Here is a 14,991-nt window from a genome sequence, read left to right as displayed (position 1 = left end):
GTTTTCATAATTGAAAAATAAAAAGGAGCAATTTTTAAATTGCTCCTTTGATGAATTGATTTTTATTTTTGGGTTGGAGCGGGTAAATTAGTTCCCAAGCTATAGGTAATCGGAACTGAACTACCTGTTGGTGACACTCTGATATATCCTTGCATTTCTTGGTGCAATGCACTACAGAAATCTGTGCAATAGAACGGGAACATACCTAGTCTGTCCGGATTCCATTTTAAGGTAGCAGTTTCTCCTGGCATAATTAGCAATTCGGCGTTGCTAGAACCCTTAATAGCAAATCCATGTGGTACATCCCAATCTTGCTCTAAGTTTGTAATGTGGAAGTAAACTTCATCACCCATTTTGATACCTTCAATGTTATCCGGTGAAAAGTGAGAACGGATACAAGTCATATATACATCAATACGTTTACCGTTACGAACAACTTTAGTTTCTTTCTCTCCTTTGGTTACAAACGGATGTTTATTGTCTTCTAATTTATAGAATTTCAATTGACCATTATTTCGAATTAAATCAGCAGGAGCTGCTTGTGCGTAATGTGGTTCTCCAATGGTTGGGAAATCCAATATTAATTGCATTTTATCACCGCTAATATCAAAAATCTGTGCCGATTGTGCTAACTCGGGACCTGTCGGCAAATAACGGTCTTTGGTAATTTTATTATAAGCGATAAGATATTTTCCAAATGGTTTTTTACTGTCTCCACCAGGAATACATAAGTGACCAACAGAATAATAAGTTGGAACTCTGTCTAATACTTTAAGTGATTTAATATCCCATTTTACTACTTCAGATGACACAAAGAAAGTAGTGTAGGCATTTCCTTTTCCGTCAAACTCTGTATGTAATGGTCCTAAACCTGGTTTTTGAACTTCACCGTGAAGAGCTGCTTCGTATTTAATTACCGGAATACCATCGTATTCACCTTCAAATTGTTTGTTTTTGATAGCTGAAATTAATTTATCAAAACTAAACACAGGAATTAATGCTGCTAATTTTCCTGAACCTACAATGTATTCTCCTGTTGGGTCAACATCACAGCCGTGAGGCGATTTAGGGCAAGGAATCATATAGCAAATATCTTTCAATTCTTTTGAATCTAAAATCAATACTTTTGTTTTGATTTCAGATGTTGCAGTATGAGTGCTTTCATTATATACGTTGTGTGCATACTTTGTCGGAGTAAGTTTTCCTTTTCCTGCCTTAATATACTCTTCCGCTTTTTTCCAGTTTACCGCCATGATAAAATCTTTATCTTTTTGTGATGCGTTCACTTCAAGCAAAGTATTAGCTTGTTCAGTATTATAGCAAGAGAAGAAGAACCATCCGTGTGATTTTCCTTTACCGGCATGAGATAAATCAAAGTTTACTCCGGGGCATTGAATTTGGAAAGCAATATCCATCTGACCTTCTTTACCCACTTTCACAAAACTTAAATGTCCTTTAAAATTTTGTTTATAAGTATTGATAGGTACATCACCATTAGAATTATCCGGTGGAACACTAAAACGAGTTCCGGCCACTACATACTCTGTATTTTCGGTGATGAAAGGAGAAGAGTGATTTCCTGCGCTGTTAGGTAACTCAATAATTTCTTTCGTTGTAAATGTTTTTAAATCAATACGAGCAATACGAGGAGTATTGTTAGCATTGCCAAACACCCAACGTCCATCTACTTCTCCGTTTGTTTGCGACATTTCGGTATGGTGTAAATCATCCCATGGCACAAAACCGTGTGAAGTGTTTAACATTGGTTTGGTTTCTTCATTATACCCATAACCTTTTTCAGGATCAACAGAGAAGACAGGTATAACACGGAATAATCTGCCGCTTGGCAAACCATAAACACTCATTTGTCCGCTAAATCCTCCAGAAACGAAGTTATAGAACTCATCATATTTTCCCGGAGCTACATAAGCCTTTTGAGCAGCATCACCACTCACGGCATCACCGGAGTTTTTTGGTTTACAGGAAATGAACAAAGCACTCCCCATAGCAATAGCAACTATTGCTTTCACAAATTTATTTTTCATTTTGGTATTAGATTAGATTAACAATCCTTTTAAACCTTTCAGTGATCAGATTGCATATTTTCGGTTATTTTACTCCGTCAATTTTTCGCATGTATTCTAAAATATTCCTAGCTTCCGCATCATTTAAACCCTGATTTGGCATACGAACTAAACAAATTTCCAATTGAGCCTGCATTTTAGGATCTTTAGTTATCATTGGATCAGGATTAGTAATAAAATTCATAATCCACTGTGGTTCATGACGAGAGGTAACTCCGTGCCAACCAGGACCAACTAATTTTTCGTCAGTAGGTTTATGACAAGAAGTACATTTTACGCCTGCTATTTTCTCACCTTCAGTTGCCATAGTTTGGTCTAACGTTGCTCCCAAGTCTACTTTATCAAATTTTCCTTCACCTCTTTTAGGGTCATAAGAAGATGGGTCAGCTTTTGTGGTAGCTTCCTCTGTAGTTGGTTTTGAAAAATCATCGCCTGATTGTTCCTTTTTGCCACAAGATATAAACAGTAACCCCACAGCAATAAATAATGATAGTTTGTACATGATATTTTTATTTTAAATTTTCTAATACAAATTTCAACATTAAACAGCTGTTAAATTTATGACTGAAATCATAATATTAAAAATTTCAAAAAAAATATATACCCCCTTAGCGTATTGCAATAATAGAAAAGTATGATATATATCATTTTTTAATAGTATCGGTTATAACGAATTTTGTGCTAATAATGGACTGCATATAAATTTGCATATGAAAAGCAACGAAAGTCTACAACTTAAAGTAACAAATCAGCTTAAAAAAGACCCACTGCTAAAGGATGTCTCAATAGTTGTAGAAATCTGCAATGGCGAAGCTATTGTATCTGGTAAAGTCAATAAGTTTTTCAAAAAAGCCTTAGTAGTTAAGCTTATAAAGGATGTATCAGGAATTAAAAATGTTATTGATAATATTGAGGTGTCCTTAATTAATCCTGAACAGTATAGGGATGAAGATATTACAAATTCAATTATAGAAAAATTTGAAAAAAACTTAGGATGCTCTTATAAAAATATTAGTATATCCGTTAAATATGGCCACGTAGTGCTAAAGGGGATATTAAAATGGCAATACCAAAAACTTTTGGCAACCGAATGCATCTCATATATAGAAGGTATTATTTCTATTCAAAATAACATAATTACGGGTAGCGTATCGGAACCCCTTATTAGAGAAAAGGACATCTTAGCTGCGATTTATAAAGAGGAATTGATTACAGCAGACATAAATGTGAACCTAAATGGCAGAAAAGTGATTCTAACTGGAAATGTTCCCTCTGCCTTCCAAAAAAACCTTGTTGTGAAAATAGTAAGTGAACTACCTGGTATACAAGAAATTGAAACCAAATTGGTAATTGAACAAAAACAATAGAATTAATTTTTAAGTCTCTCCAGTTTTTGTTCGTTAAGAATAATAATGGTACCTCCCTGCTTTTCAATTAATCCCTCCTCACTAAAGTCAGTTAAGGTCCTGCTAACAGTTTCTTGAGCGGTGCCAGTCATTGCAGCCAAATTATTACGGCTAACAGTTACACTATTATCACCATTTCCATGTTGACGATAAAACTTAAGTAAACCTTCCGCTACTCTTTTCCTAACTGAATTGTAGGCCAACTGCATTAAGTGTTCTTCTTTTTCCCGAACCTGGTTAGATAAAATTCTGATGAACTTTTCAGCTACATCGGGGAACAAGCTAATAAATTCCTCAAATTGCGAATTGGGGAATAGGACAAGATGCGAATCCTCAATTGCGACAGCACTATCAAGATAGACTCCTTCAGAAAATAGGGCGTTAGTGGCCAAAAAATCATCCGACTCAAAAATACCGGTAAGCAATTCGCGTCCGTCTTCTGTCATTTTGGTTGTCTTTACTTTACCGGAAAGCAGTAACCATATCCCTTTAACACCATCCCCTTCATCATAAACAACCTGTCTTTTTTTATAGGATCTAACTTTGCGCTCATCCAAAGCTTGCTTTAGTACGCCTAAACCATCTTCTTTTAAAATAAGCTCCTTTATGTTCTCAAATGATTTACTGTAAAAATCCTGCTGAATTTGCTTCTTTTTCAATCGGCTCTCAATAGCATTGATAAGCTCAGTATCATCAAACGGTTTAGTAAGATAATCATCAGCTCCCATTTCCATCCCTTTTCGTATATCGATTCTTTCCGATTTAGCTGTTATAAAAATAAACGGTATGGCTTTGGTTTCTTCATTAGAATGCAGTGTTTCAAATACGCCATATCCATCCATTCCTGGCATCATAATGTCGCACAGTATTATATCCGGTTTGTTTTCAGTAGCAAGTTCAATTCCTTTTTTTCCATTGTCTGCCTCAAAAACGGTATATCCCGAAAGGTTAAGGATTTCAACTACATTTTCCCTAATGTCAATGTTGTCTTCAACAATTAATACTTTTGTCATAGCTTATCAAATAAAAGTGTGAATAAGGTTCCTTTGTTTACAGCACTGTTACAGGTTATCTTACCTCCCATCAACGACACATGGCGTGCCACAATATTAAGTCCGAGTCCTGTTCCTGGTATACTTCCTGTATTATGGGCTCTGAAAAAGGCATCGAATAGATACTTCTGATCTTCTTTTGGAATTCCAATACCATCATCTTTTACCATTATAGCAATAGTTTTATCATTGATTTCTGTAGTAAATTCAATCTTGGCATTTTCACCCGAATATTTTACCGCATTGGTAATCAGGTTCACAATAGAGTTCTTCAGTAAATTTTTATCAAGAAGAATATTGGTTGCTGACCCTATATGTTTATAAGTAATGATTTGTAAATTCTTAACCAACAATTGCATTTCCTCCGTAATTTCCTCACCAAGCTCCCTAAGATTAAATTCTGCAAAAGTTGCAGCAATCTTTCCACTTTCTAGTTTTTCTAATTGTAGGAAGTTATTAAGTATGAAGGTAAGTCCAGCAACCGAGCTCTTTATTTTTCCAACATGCTTATTTATATCATTACTGTCAAATGGTTCGGCATATTTATCAATTAGTGACGTTGACAACAGTACTGCACTTAATGGGGTACGAAATTCATGTGAAGCCATAGACAAAAATCTGCTTTTTAGACGATTGAGTTCTTTTTCATTTTCAAGTGAAATGCTAATCTGCTCTTTGGCCGTTTCCAATTCCAGAATAGTGTCATTTAGGGTTTGAGTTCGCATTTCAACCAATTCTTCTAGATGTAAGGCATAGTCTTTCAGTCTTTCAGTATCTTCTTTCTGTTGGGTTTGGTCATGAATAAAACCAACGTAAAATGTTCTTTCAGAATAATGAACTTCACTTACCCCAAGCTTCATTGGAAATTTGGAACCATCCTTCCGAAGACCAGTGACTTCCCTTCCAATACCGATAATTCTAGGTTTATGTGTAACATCATAGCGATGTAGATATTGATCATGCTGCACGCTGTCAGGAGGTGGCATCAACATCGAAATATTTCTTCCTAATATTTCTTCAGGTTCATAACCAAAAAGTTTGCATGCTGAAGGGTTAACATGTTCTACAATTCCTTTAGCATCAATAGTAACGATACCGTCAATGGCATTTTGGACAATCGCCTGTAATAATTCGGAGTTTTTCATTTTTTGGAAAATCTAAAGCGGTTGAATTTCAAATTTAATCATTTAATTATTACATAATCAAAAATTAACTAAAAGCAAGTTGATAATAGGATTACTAAAAAAACGAATGTTCTTGACTATCATCATATTTTTACATGGAGTTGTCCTATAGATTTGCCATTATAAATGGAAATACAACAAAAACTATTATGACAGCCGATAACACTAAATTAAACGTACTTCTGATTGGAGAAAATATTGAAACCCGAATTGTATTTAAAAATGCCTTATATAAATTGGATCGATTATGTAGCATTGATGACCATTATTGTTTAGACAAAGCCGTTTCAAATCCATTTAAATTACGTGAACTAAAACCGGATATTATTTTTCTTGATACCAATGCAAATAATTGTAGCGATGAGGTTAGGAAAATAAGGGATTTTGAAAACTTTAGAGACTGTTCGCTGGTAGTCTATGATTCTTATTCCCGTTTGAGTGATACTGATGGCATATTTTCTGAAGGTGCCGATGTTTTCATAAACCAGCCTTATGATTTTCCTAGACTAAAAAAAGTAATAGGGAATATAGTCAATACAAATTGGGACGTAAGTCGTTTTACTAGCAATAGACAATATTATTTTCTATGACTTTGATTGCAAAAAATAAAAACCTTAATGTAAAGCTATTCTACAACTAAATGCGTCAAAACTATCTTATAAAATTATATTTAAGTCACTCCTGCCCAACGCTCCTAAAAAAATTACCGTCACAGTTATTGATGCAATAACATGTACACTGCGTGACTTGCGCCGGTAATTTTTTCTCCCAAGCTTCTTTACATAATGTAGCATTATAGTTCATAAAGAAACTCTCTGCATCTATAGAAACCAAATCATGAACTATAACAACATTATGTAAAAAAGCCGCGCACCCAACGCTCAAGGCAGCGGTTCAGCGGCAACTTTTTTAATAGCTCCCATCGCATCACCCAGCTATTAAAAAAACCACCACTTCACCGCCGCCATAAACAACGTTTTACTTTTCAATAGAAACTCTCCGGTCATCTATATTTCTATTATCTTTCTCATTAACCGTCTTTATCAGCTAACCGCTCAAATCGGTAGTGTTTGCATTGCTTTTATAGGTGCCTTCCAGAGTTCTTTACAACCTTAATACTGAACACTGCCACTTGAGTACCGAACACTAATTCCGGCACCCATAAAATCAAAGATCAAGCAAGAGTATCATTGTTTTATTTGCCCATTACCTCAGCATAAATTGCTTTCACGATAGCCGATGCCTCGTCGTTACAAAGCGCATTTATTTTGATTTCTAAACACTGTAACCTAAACATCGTCTCATGGCATCAGCTATCCATAAAAGCAATCACAGAAATCCCCTTCAGCAAATAAAAAATGATACCCTTGCCAGAACGTCCGCTAATAAACAAAGGAAGTATTTGCATTGCTTTTATAAGTGCCTTTCCGAATACTTTACAACCCACTTACTGAATACTGCCACCTGTGCACTAAACATTATCTCCGGCACCCATAAAACCAAGTCTAAGAAAGAGTATAAAATCCGTTCCGGAATTTTATACCCTTTCCAACACTACCGCTCTTCGATTGAACCACGTTAATCTAACAAAAAGTGGATTTGGAAATCAAAATAAAAAAATAAAAAAAGAGAGCAAAGGTAAGTTCCGGGTATTCAAAAAAGCAAGTTCTAGCCCTTCGGGTTTTGAAAAAAATCTCCACCCATACCTGTCCACAACAACTTCCATTTTCAGCAGATAAAAACCGCTACTATTGAAAGTATCGGGTAGTATTTTTTTTAAAAAACTGGCTTTTTTGAAACCCTCCACTTCAACAAACGGCTTTCTTTTTTTCTTTTTTTTCTTTTGAAAAATTTTATGGGCGGAGCGTAGCGAGGCAGTCAGATATTCAATAGAAGTATAGCAGGAAATAGAAGAAAAGCGAATCTTTTAAATCCAAAGCCATGAAGAATTACATTATCAAAACCCACAAAAAAGACACGCAATACTCGAAACCACATTTGTTCATTTTAAACAAAGGACTGAACAGCGGGAAACCTCAAAAAGAACCATTCACCAACAGTTTTGTGGTCATTTTCCAAAACGAAGAAGATTGCGAAAATATTTTTTGGATAACCTATAGCCTTTGGCAATCCAAATTTTGGCACAGAAACCTGGTTGGCTCCGTAATACCTTTTTTGCGAATCCACGATTTCATCAAAGAGTTTTCGCAAAAAGTAGATGAAATGTTAGCCGACTTTGAACAGCATCAAAAAGATGTCCAAGCCTTGCAATTACTCGAACAAAAAGCAAACCAATTCCAACAAAACATTAACCTTATAAATGACTTACGAAGAGTAATTCTCCATCGCTATTGCAAATAATCAACCTTAAATCCAACACTATGACATTATTCATTCTTTACCAAACAGACCAATGGAAAACCAAATCATCAAGAGTTTTCTTTGGTGTATTCGATAGCCGGATTAAAGCAATCGACTGCGCTAAATATCAGAGCTTATATTCAAACACTACTGAAGTAGTCATTGAAGAAGTAACATTAAATTTATGCGAGGAATGCCAATAAAAAAAGCCAGGTCTTGCGACTTGGCTTTCTTTTTGTTTAACCCAAAGGTCACCACAACAGAGTTAAACTATTTTTTGTGCTTCTTGATAATACTTTTGAGTACTAATGATATTGTAAAACTGACAACCGCACCAATAGCAGCTAATAAAGCAGTTTTCAAAACATCCGCTGACTGAATATTTGGGATGATACTCAAAAATGTCCCACCGACAGTACCTATTACAGTATGACTATTTGTATCCATTTTCTCCTATAGTAGTTAATTGACTTACTGCCGAGGCAACACCACCGGCAACAACTAAATAGCCACCAACCGAAGTTAGAACAACTGGCAAAGCAATAGGAGCGGCTAGTATCGTTCCGCCAACAGCTGCCAAAACCAAACCAACATTTCGAAGCACTTTAAAAAACTTTGGAGTTGGCGCCGTAGCTCTACGTTTAATATTCATGACTTTTATTGAATTAAATGAATAATCAAGAATCCAGTCCGAGCGCCGTTGTGCTATCAAAATCCGAAATAACGGAAAATAAAGGATCTTGGCTTCTTCCGCCAATATCGCAGGTAATTTCGCCTCCGGTATTTCTTCCACCGATGTCAAAAATTGTAGCAAGTGCAATGTCATAACTATTTTGACCTACTCCGGAATCTGAACCGGTTCCTCTACCACCAATATCGTTATTGGTATCTTGACAATAATTAGTAGCATAACTTCCTAAACCGCCTGAAGAATCCCTTCCGCCAATCTCGTAACCATAAGGCAAAGTCGGAACCTCTTGTCTTCCACCAATGTCATTCACATCGGTGCTTTTACCACCAATTACAAGTAACCCTGTACCAACGTCACCTCGGCCACCAATATCGTACTTAATTTCTCCTGTGGGTGTTTTGTTCTCTCCAATAGCAACATGAACTTCAGGTTCAGGCGTTTTACTTCCGCCAATTGGGTTAATAATTACATGGGGTTGGGTTGTCTGTGCAATCCCAATAAAGCTGCATAAAGCAACCAAGAAAAGAAACATCGTTTGTTTCAGATTTTTAAAAACATTTGTTTTCATAAGAATAAAATTTAAGATTTGATGATGATTAAAACTCTTTGCTTTTCATCTAATGCTTTATAAACAATAGTTTTAAGCTTAGTAAAAGCTTTTAGGGATTGTAAACCTAAACCGGCTCCCGAAATTTTTGTAACCGGTGCGATACAGCCATTTAATTCTTTCAAAGCATTATTGGCAGGATGAAACAGAATCAGACTTCTGTTTTTTACTTCAATTAATTCCAAATGCCATTGGAACTTTTTGCTAAATCGCTTTCTTATAAAATATTTCCCTTCAGGAATGCAGGAAACCTTCGTTTCGTTATTCTTCCAAGGCAATTCAATTGTGTAGCAAATCAATTTGCCCTCGCATTCGAGTTTGCCATTAGTCCCTTCAGGGAAATAAGTTCTGGTTAAGAAAATAACCATTACACACCACTATCTACTTTCGCAATTGATAATGGGTTAAAAGCACCGTTTTTAAGCGGATACATTTGACCATTAACTTCTTGGTAGAATTCAATTCCTAACGCCAAGAAAAGAGGTTTTGTACTGGCAGCTGTCACTGCATTCGTTTGGCTGATAGCTGCCGTTGCGTTAGCATCCCATGGCAGAATAGCAGTTTCTGAAGTTTCAACTATAAAAGTTTCCGCCTCAAAGTCAATTTCTGCTCCGCCGGAAATGATCTTAAAGTGCGTCGTTCCCGATGGTGCTGCAATCATGTTTATCGGAACAAACGATGGAACATCAACAGTGATTTCACCTGAAACTCGGTCAATAGCAGCTGTAAAAGGCGCATATAAACTGGTTCCAAGTTTACCACGAATGTTAAACTCAAATCCCAACAGTAATTCCGCCTCCCCGTCAATTACATTTCTAAGACCTCTTTCGCTCACTAAATCAGCTTGGATAACTTTAACCATAGCTTGAGTAAGTCTACTAACCATTCTGCCATCGGCAGAGTTTAATAGCAAAGCTCGTAGTGCAGTTCTAAGCAATTTTCCGGCCTTCCCAGCCCGTCCAAATTCAGAACCGTTCTCACGGGTTCTCTGAAACGCAGGGTCATTTTCTATCCTGCTTTTTTCGATACCTCCCTTCTCGCGGGCAAGGTGCCCGTCTTGCGAAGTTTTGTAAAAGGTGATACCTCCGATAGTACCTTTTAATTTAATTATGCCTTTCTGTCTTGCCATAATTTCTAAACTTTTGATTAATACTCATTTTCACAATTCACTTTCATTTCGTTAATCGTTGCAACTAAATCCCGAATGATTTACTCAAAGGTTCAAACAGAAAAAGTTCATATCAAACACCTCGTTATCAAAAGCAACTAAAACCACAAATTATCGCTTATAATCACTTCCCACATTTACAAAAAAAATCAATAGCTTTGTGATATGCCATCGGCGTACTAAAGCCTAGGCAAAGGCATAGATAAAGTATTAAATATTAGAAATTGTGATACCAAGCAGCACCAGGGTATGTATATATCCAAAAGATGTGCAGCGCATCATGGGAAAAGAATATACACAAGCAAGATTATATTTATTGAAAATAAAGAAACACCTGAATAAAGAACCTCATCAATTAATTTCAATTGAAGAATTTTGTGAGTATACAGGATTAAAAATTGAGCATGTAGTGCGTTGCATAGTTGGATAAAAACAGAACAGCTATTAAGACTGCTAAACCTCTAAACTCAGTTGAAACTAGTTCAAAAATTAGTATGATTTAGCCCAATAAATTTGTTTGAACAATCAATTATCACTAAATTTACGTCATAAGATTTGATGATTTTTGCAGTACAGATGCAAAATCGAGACCCTAGTTTTTAAGGTTTTTGAAACCATCGTAAATGAAGGGATTAGCAGATTGGTTCGAATCCTGCTCTCCCCACAAATTTTAATCCTAAGATAACCTCTTAGGATTTTTTGTTTTCTATCATCTTAATATTATTTTAATTTGCAATTAAGTGCACTCTAAATTAAATTATCTACTTTTGTAGGTGCGTTTATAAATCAATAATAATGTTAAAAATTAGTACTAAGTATTTATCGTTTTTTATCTTACTTTCATTCTTTATTAGTCAAAAATCATTTTCACAATGTTTTGAAGTAGAAAGTATTTTAGTGGATGCTTGTTCTCCTAATAATCCTGTAAACGAAGAAGGATACAATGAAATGGTTCGTTTTAAAATTGGACCAGCTCCTTTAAATGTAAGTACCTTAAATGTTACATGGCCTAATGGTGCCAATCCTTGGCTTGGTGTAATTCAAAACGCTACAACAGCCGCAAAAGTGGCTGCATTGAATGCAGATATTCAGGCAGCAGGAAGTTGCGGACAAATTTTAGAACCTACTGGAGGAGTTTTACCTGCCAATGCAACGGTTATTTTAGTAACGAGTCAAAATCTTAATACAACATTCAATTCATTTGGGTCTTTAACTGGTGTATTATATATGATTTTTCAAAATAATCCATCAACAATTGGTGGGAATTTTGCTAATTACAATGTCGTTCCAGGTTTACGAACCTTAGTAATGACTTTTGGTGGTACTTGCACTGAAACGGTATCTTATGAGAGAAGTTTGCTCGTTAATATTAATGGAACTTATGGTGGAACGACAGCAGATAATGATGGATCTACCGTTAATTTTTCACCTTCAGGAACGCCAACTTATGTTAACTTTGGCTGTAATGCTCCAATTCCGCCTTTTACTGTAAATGCAGGAAATACTATTACAGCTTGTAAAGGCAGTACCGTTAATTTAACAGGAACAGCAGTTGGGCAAGATTCTGTATTATGGTCGGCACCAAGTGGTACATTCTCAAACCCAACAAACTTAACTACCAATTACACTATTGATCCTAATGCAACAGGAACCTCGGTAACTATAACCTTAAGTGGTATAAAAACTAATGGAGCGTGTACACAAACTAAGACTTCTACCTTAACAATAAATTTCACGTCAACACCAACGCCTACAGTGACTTCGCCTGTAAGCTACTGTCAAAATGCCGTAGCTATACCTTTAGTTGCAACACCAACTGCAGGTGGAATATTAAATTGGTATGGTACTAATGCCACAGGTGGAACAGCTTCAGCAATTGTTCCTACACCATCTACTGCAACACTAGGAACCACTATATATTATGTAAGTCAAACGGTTGCCGGATGCGAAAGTACCAGAGTACCTATTACAGTAAACATAGTAAATACTGGTACGCCATTGAATCTATTTTGTGATTTTGCAAGTCCAAACACTACTTCAACCTCTATTAATTTTGATTTTAGTAACGTAGGACAAGTCAATTTTACCTACAGTTATTCAATTGCGGGTGGACCGCCAGTAACAGGTACTTGGGTTGCCCCATCAAATTATACCGTTACAGGATTAACTCCTGGACAATCGGTTACTTTCACGATATCTGCCAATGGGGTTTCATGTGTGGGTCCAGAGACTGTCACTTGTAACACTCCTTGCGCTTCTACAACAACACCAACATTTACTGCTATTACACCCTTATGTGTAGGTTCTACAGCGCCAACTTTGCCAAGCACATCCAATAATGGAATATCTGGTACTTGGTCACCAACAACAATAAATACAGCAACAAGTGGAACAACTACTTATACTTTTACCCCAAATTCAATTTTGTTTCCATGTGCCACAACGGCAACATTATCGGTAATAGTAAACAATCCTGTGACACCTACTTTTGTTGCGTTAGGACCCTATTGCCAAAATGCAACTCCAGGGGTTTTACCAACAACTTCAACTAACGGAATAACTGGAACTTGGTCTCCAACTACAATATCAACTGCCACTGTTGGAACTCAAACCTATACGTTTACACCTACTGCTGGTCAATGTGCTACTGCAACTACAATGAATATTACAATTACAGCTCCTATAACTCCTACATTTACAGCAATGGGGCCGTATTGTCAAAATGCTACAGCTGGAGCACTACCAACAAATTCAACTAATGGGATTACTGGAACATGGTCTCCTGCAACAATATCTACAACAACAGTAGGAACTCAAACGTATACCTTTACTCCTACTGCTGGGCAATGTGCTACAACAACTACAATGAATGTTACCATTACTACTCCTGTGGCAACAACTTTTACTGCATTAGGGCCGTATTGTCAAAATGCAACTCCTGGTGCTTTACCAACAACTTCAACAAATGGAATTACAGGAACCTGGTCTCCTGCAACAATATCAACAACAACAGTAGGAACTCAAACCTATACTTTTACTCCAACTGCTAGCCAATGTGCTACGACAACTACAATGAATGTTACCATTACAACTCCTGTAGTAACAACTTTTTCAGGAATGGGACCGTATTGTCAAAATACAACTCCAGGTTCTTTACCTACAACTTCAACAAATGGAATTACAGGAACATGGTCTCCAACCACAATATCAACTGCTACTGTTGGAACTCAAACCTATACGTTTACACCTACTGCTGGTCAATGTGCTACAACAACCACAATGTCTATTACAATTACAGCGCCTATAAATCCGACATTTACAGCATTAGGACCATATTGCCAAAATACAACTCCAGGTCTACTTCCAACAACCTCAAATAATGGAATAACGGGAACTTGGTCACCATCAACAATTTCAACTTCAACAATTGGAAATCAAGTTTATACATTTACTCCAACTGCAGGACAATGTGCTGCATCAACCACTTTGAGTATTACAATTACTACACCTCAAACACCAGCATTTTCAGCTTTAGGGCCCTATTGTCAAAATGCAATACCAGGTATTTTACCAACAAATTCAACTAATGGAATCTCAGGAACTTGGTCACCTGCAACAATATCTACAGCAACTGTAGGAACTATAACATACAATTTTACCCCAACAGCTGGTCAATGTGCTACAGCAACAACCATGACTATTGTTACTAATTCTCAATTTACTCCAACCTTTAATAATTTTGGACCTTATTGTCAAAATTCAATTCCAATTAATTTACCTAATACCTCAAATAATGGAATTATTGGAACTTGGTCACCTGCAACTATTTCAACTGCAAGTGTTGGAACTCAAACGTATACATTTACACCTAATGCAGGTCAATGTGCCGTTTCAACAAGCATACAAATAACCATAATTAGTTCCCCAACAATCAGTACACCAACGGACTATGTAGTTTGTGATGACAACGCAGATGGGGTTTCTTGTTCGTTTGTATTAAGCACGAAAGATGCACAGATTTCAACGCAACCAGGAATCCAAATCACGTATCATCTCACGCTTTCGGATTCCCAAACAGGTAGCAATCCGATACCGAAAAACACACCGTATTGCAACATTGTTACTCCACAAACGATTTTTGTTCGTGTGTTTAATCCTGCGGCGCCTGCGTGTTCATCGTATACTACCTTCCAGTTGATTGTCAATCCAAAACCGATGGCTCATGCTCCAAATGACTACCATTTGTGTGACACCAATCCAAGTAGTTCGGTAACAGAGGCAACGTTTAATTTAACTGCCGTAGTAACCCCACAAATCTTAGGCAGTCAATCGGCAGCGAATTTCACAGTGACCTATTACACAACCCTAGCCAATGCACAAGCGCCAACAAATGCTATAACTGGAGCATCGGCTTATTTATCAGGGACAAAAACTTTGT

The 14,991-nt window shown here is 36.5% G+C and carries 12 protein-coding genes; 4 read left to right on the top strand and 8 right to left on the bottom strand.

Features of this window, described 5'->3' with window-relative positions; all coding sequences use genetic code 11:
- Positions 1–62 precede the first annotated feature (62 nt).
- On the bottom strand, positions 63–2,045 hold the full coding sequence (gene nosZ / locus ACODSI_RS11115; protein ID WP_488916927.1) for a Sec-dependent nitrous-oxide reductase: 1,983 nt from the start codon (positions 2,043–2,045) through the stop codon (positions 63–65).
- A gap of 64 nt (positions 2,046–2,109) precedes the next feature.
- Complete coding sequence (locus ACODSI_RS11110) at positions 2,110–2,586, bottom strand: c-type cytochrome (RefSeq protein ID WP_488916926.1); 477 nt, start codon at positions 2,584–2,586, stop codon at positions 2,110–2,112.
- Between the two features lie 208 nt (positions 2,587–2,794).
- On the opposite strand from ACODSI_RS11110, the gene ACODSI_RS11105 reads away from it, so the two are divergent.
- Positions 2,795–3,451, top strand: coding sequence for a BON domain-containing protein (locus tag ACODSI_RS11105; RefSeq protein ID WP_488916925.1), 657 nt, complete (start codon positions 2,795–2,797; stop codon positions 3,449–3,451).
- 2 nt (positions 3,452–3,453) lie between these two features.
- Here the strand turns inward: ACODSI_RS11105 and ACODSI_RS11100 are convergent, their stop codons facing one another.
- Both ACODSI_RS11100 and ACODSI_RS11095 read right to left on the bottom strand, forming a co-directional pair.
- Complete coding sequence (locus tag ACODSI_RS11100; RefSeq protein ID WP_488916924.1) at positions 3,454–4,503, bottom strand: response regulator; 1,050 nt, start codon at positions 4,501–4,503, stop codon at positions 3,454–3,456.
- The gene (locus ACODSI_RS11095; RefSeq protein ID WP_488916923.1) at positions 4,500–5,687 is read right to left on the bottom strand and encodes a PAS domain-containing sensor histidine kinase; all 1,188 of its coding nucleotides are present in this window, start codon (positions 5,685–5,687) and stop codon (positions 4,500–4,502) included. Before ACODSI_RS11095 ends, ACODSI_RS11100 begins: the two co-directional genes overlap by 4 nt.
- Before the next feature lie 188 nt (positions 5,688–5,875).
- Between ACODSI_RS11095 and ACODSI_RS11090 the strand changes: the two genes are divergently transcribed.
- Positions 5,876–6,316, top strand: coding sequence for a response regulator (locus ACODSI_RS11090; RefSeq protein ID WP_488916922.1), 441 nt, complete (start codon positions 5,876–5,878; stop codon positions 6,314–6,316).
- Between the two features lie 1,351 nt (positions 6,317–7,667).
- On the top strand, positions 7,668–8,087 hold the full coding sequence (locus ACODSI_RS11085; RefSeq protein ID WP_488916921.1) for a DUF6943 family protein: 420 nt from the start codon (positions 7,668–7,670) through the stop codon (positions 8,085–8,087).
- A 433-nt stretch (positions 8,088–8,520) separates the two neighbouring features.
- Here ACODSI_RS11085 and ACODSI_RS11080 read toward each other — a convergent pair whose 3' ends face one another.
- Genes ACODSI_RS11080 through ACODSI_RS11065 form a run of 4 tightly spaced genes read right to left on the bottom strand, consistent with a single transcriptional unit; the run spans position 8,521 to position 10,514 of the window.
- Complete coding sequence (locus ACODSI_RS11080; protein WP_488916920.1) at positions 8,521–8,739, bottom strand: hypothetical protein; 219 nt, start codon at positions 8,737–8,739, stop codon at positions 8,521–8,523.
- Between the two features lie 25 nt (positions 8,740–8,764).
- Positions 8,765–9,346, bottom strand: a complete 582-nt coding sequence (locus ACODSI_RS11075; RefSeq protein ID WP_488916919.1) for a hypothetical protein — start codon at positions 9,344–9,346, stop codon at positions 8,765–8,767.
- Positions 9,347–9,357: 11 nt separating this feature from the next.
- Complete coding sequence (locus ACODSI_RS11070) at positions 9,358–9,753, bottom strand: DUF5675 family protein (RefSeq protein WP_488916918.1); 396 nt, start codon at positions 9,751–9,753, stop codon at positions 9,358–9,360.
- Positions 9,753–10,514 carry a hypothetical protein gene (locus tag ACODSI_RS11065; protein ID WP_488916917.1) on the bottom strand — a complete coding sequence of 254 codons (762 nt, stop codon included), beginning with the start codon at positions 10,512–10,514 and terminating at the stop codon, positions 9,753–9,755. Before ACODSI_RS11065 ends, ACODSI_RS11070 begins: the two co-directional genes overlap by 1 nt.
- Before the next feature lie 834 nt (positions 10,515–11,348).
- Here ACODSI_RS11065 and ACODSI_RS11060 point away from each other — a divergent pair.
- The coding region (locus tag ACODSI_RS11060) for a hypothetical protein (protein WP_488916916.1) at positions 11,349–14,991 on the top strand (3,643 nt) is incomplete at its 3' end.

Source organism: Flavobacterium sp. FG139, assembly GCF_057809695.1.
This window is presented reverse-complemented; position numbering and strand designations above follow the sequence as displayed.

What these genes read in the sequence shown, in the direction of transcription:
- nosZ (WP_488916927.1), bottom strand. Translation starts at nt 2,045, where the DNA reads ATGAAAAATAAATTTGTGAAAGCAATAGTTGCTATTGCTATGGGGAGT.
- ACODSI_RS11110 (WP_488916926.1), bottom strand. Translation starts at nt 2,586, where the DNA reads ATGTACAAACTATCATTATTTATTGCTGTGGGGTTACTGTTTATATCT.
- ACODSI_RS11105 (WP_488916925.1), top strand. Translation starts at nt 2,795, where the DNA reads ATGAAAAGCAACGAAAGTCTACAACTTAAAGTAACAAATCAGCTTAAA.
- ACODSI_RS11100 (WP_488916924.1), bottom strand. Translation starts at nt 4,503, where the DNA reads ATGACAAAAGTATTAATTGTTGAAGACAACATTGACATTAGGGAAAAT.
- ACODSI_RS11095 (WP_488916923.1), bottom strand. Translation starts at nt 5,687, where the DNA reads ATGAAAAACTCCGAATTATTACAGGCGATTGTCCAAAATGCCATTGAC.
- ACODSI_RS11090 (WP_488916922.1), top strand. Translation starts at nt 5,876, where the DNA reads ATGACAGCCGATAACACTAAATTAAACGTACTTCTGATTGGAGAAAAT.
- ACODSI_RS11085 (WP_488916921.1), top strand. Translation starts at nt 7,668, where the DNA reads ATGAAGAATTACATTATCAAAACCCACAAAAAAGACACGCAATACTCG.
- ACODSI_RS11080 (WP_488916920.1), bottom strand. Translation starts at nt 8,739, where the DNA reads ATGAATATTAAACGTAGAGCTACGGCGCCAACTCCAAAGTTTTTTAAA.
- ACODSI_RS11075 (WP_488916919.1), bottom strand. Translation starts at nt 9,346, where the DNA reads ATGAAAACAAATGTTTTTAAAAATCTGAAACAAACGATGTTTCTTTTC.
- ACODSI_RS11070 (WP_488916918.1), bottom strand. Translation starts at nt 9,753, where the DNA reads ATGGTTATTTTCTTAACCAGAACTTATTTCCCTGAAGGGACTAATGGC.
- ACODSI_RS11065 (WP_488916917.1), bottom strand. Translation starts at nt 10,514, where the DNA reads ATGGCAAGACAGAAAGGCATAATTAAATTAAAAGGTACTATCGGAGGT.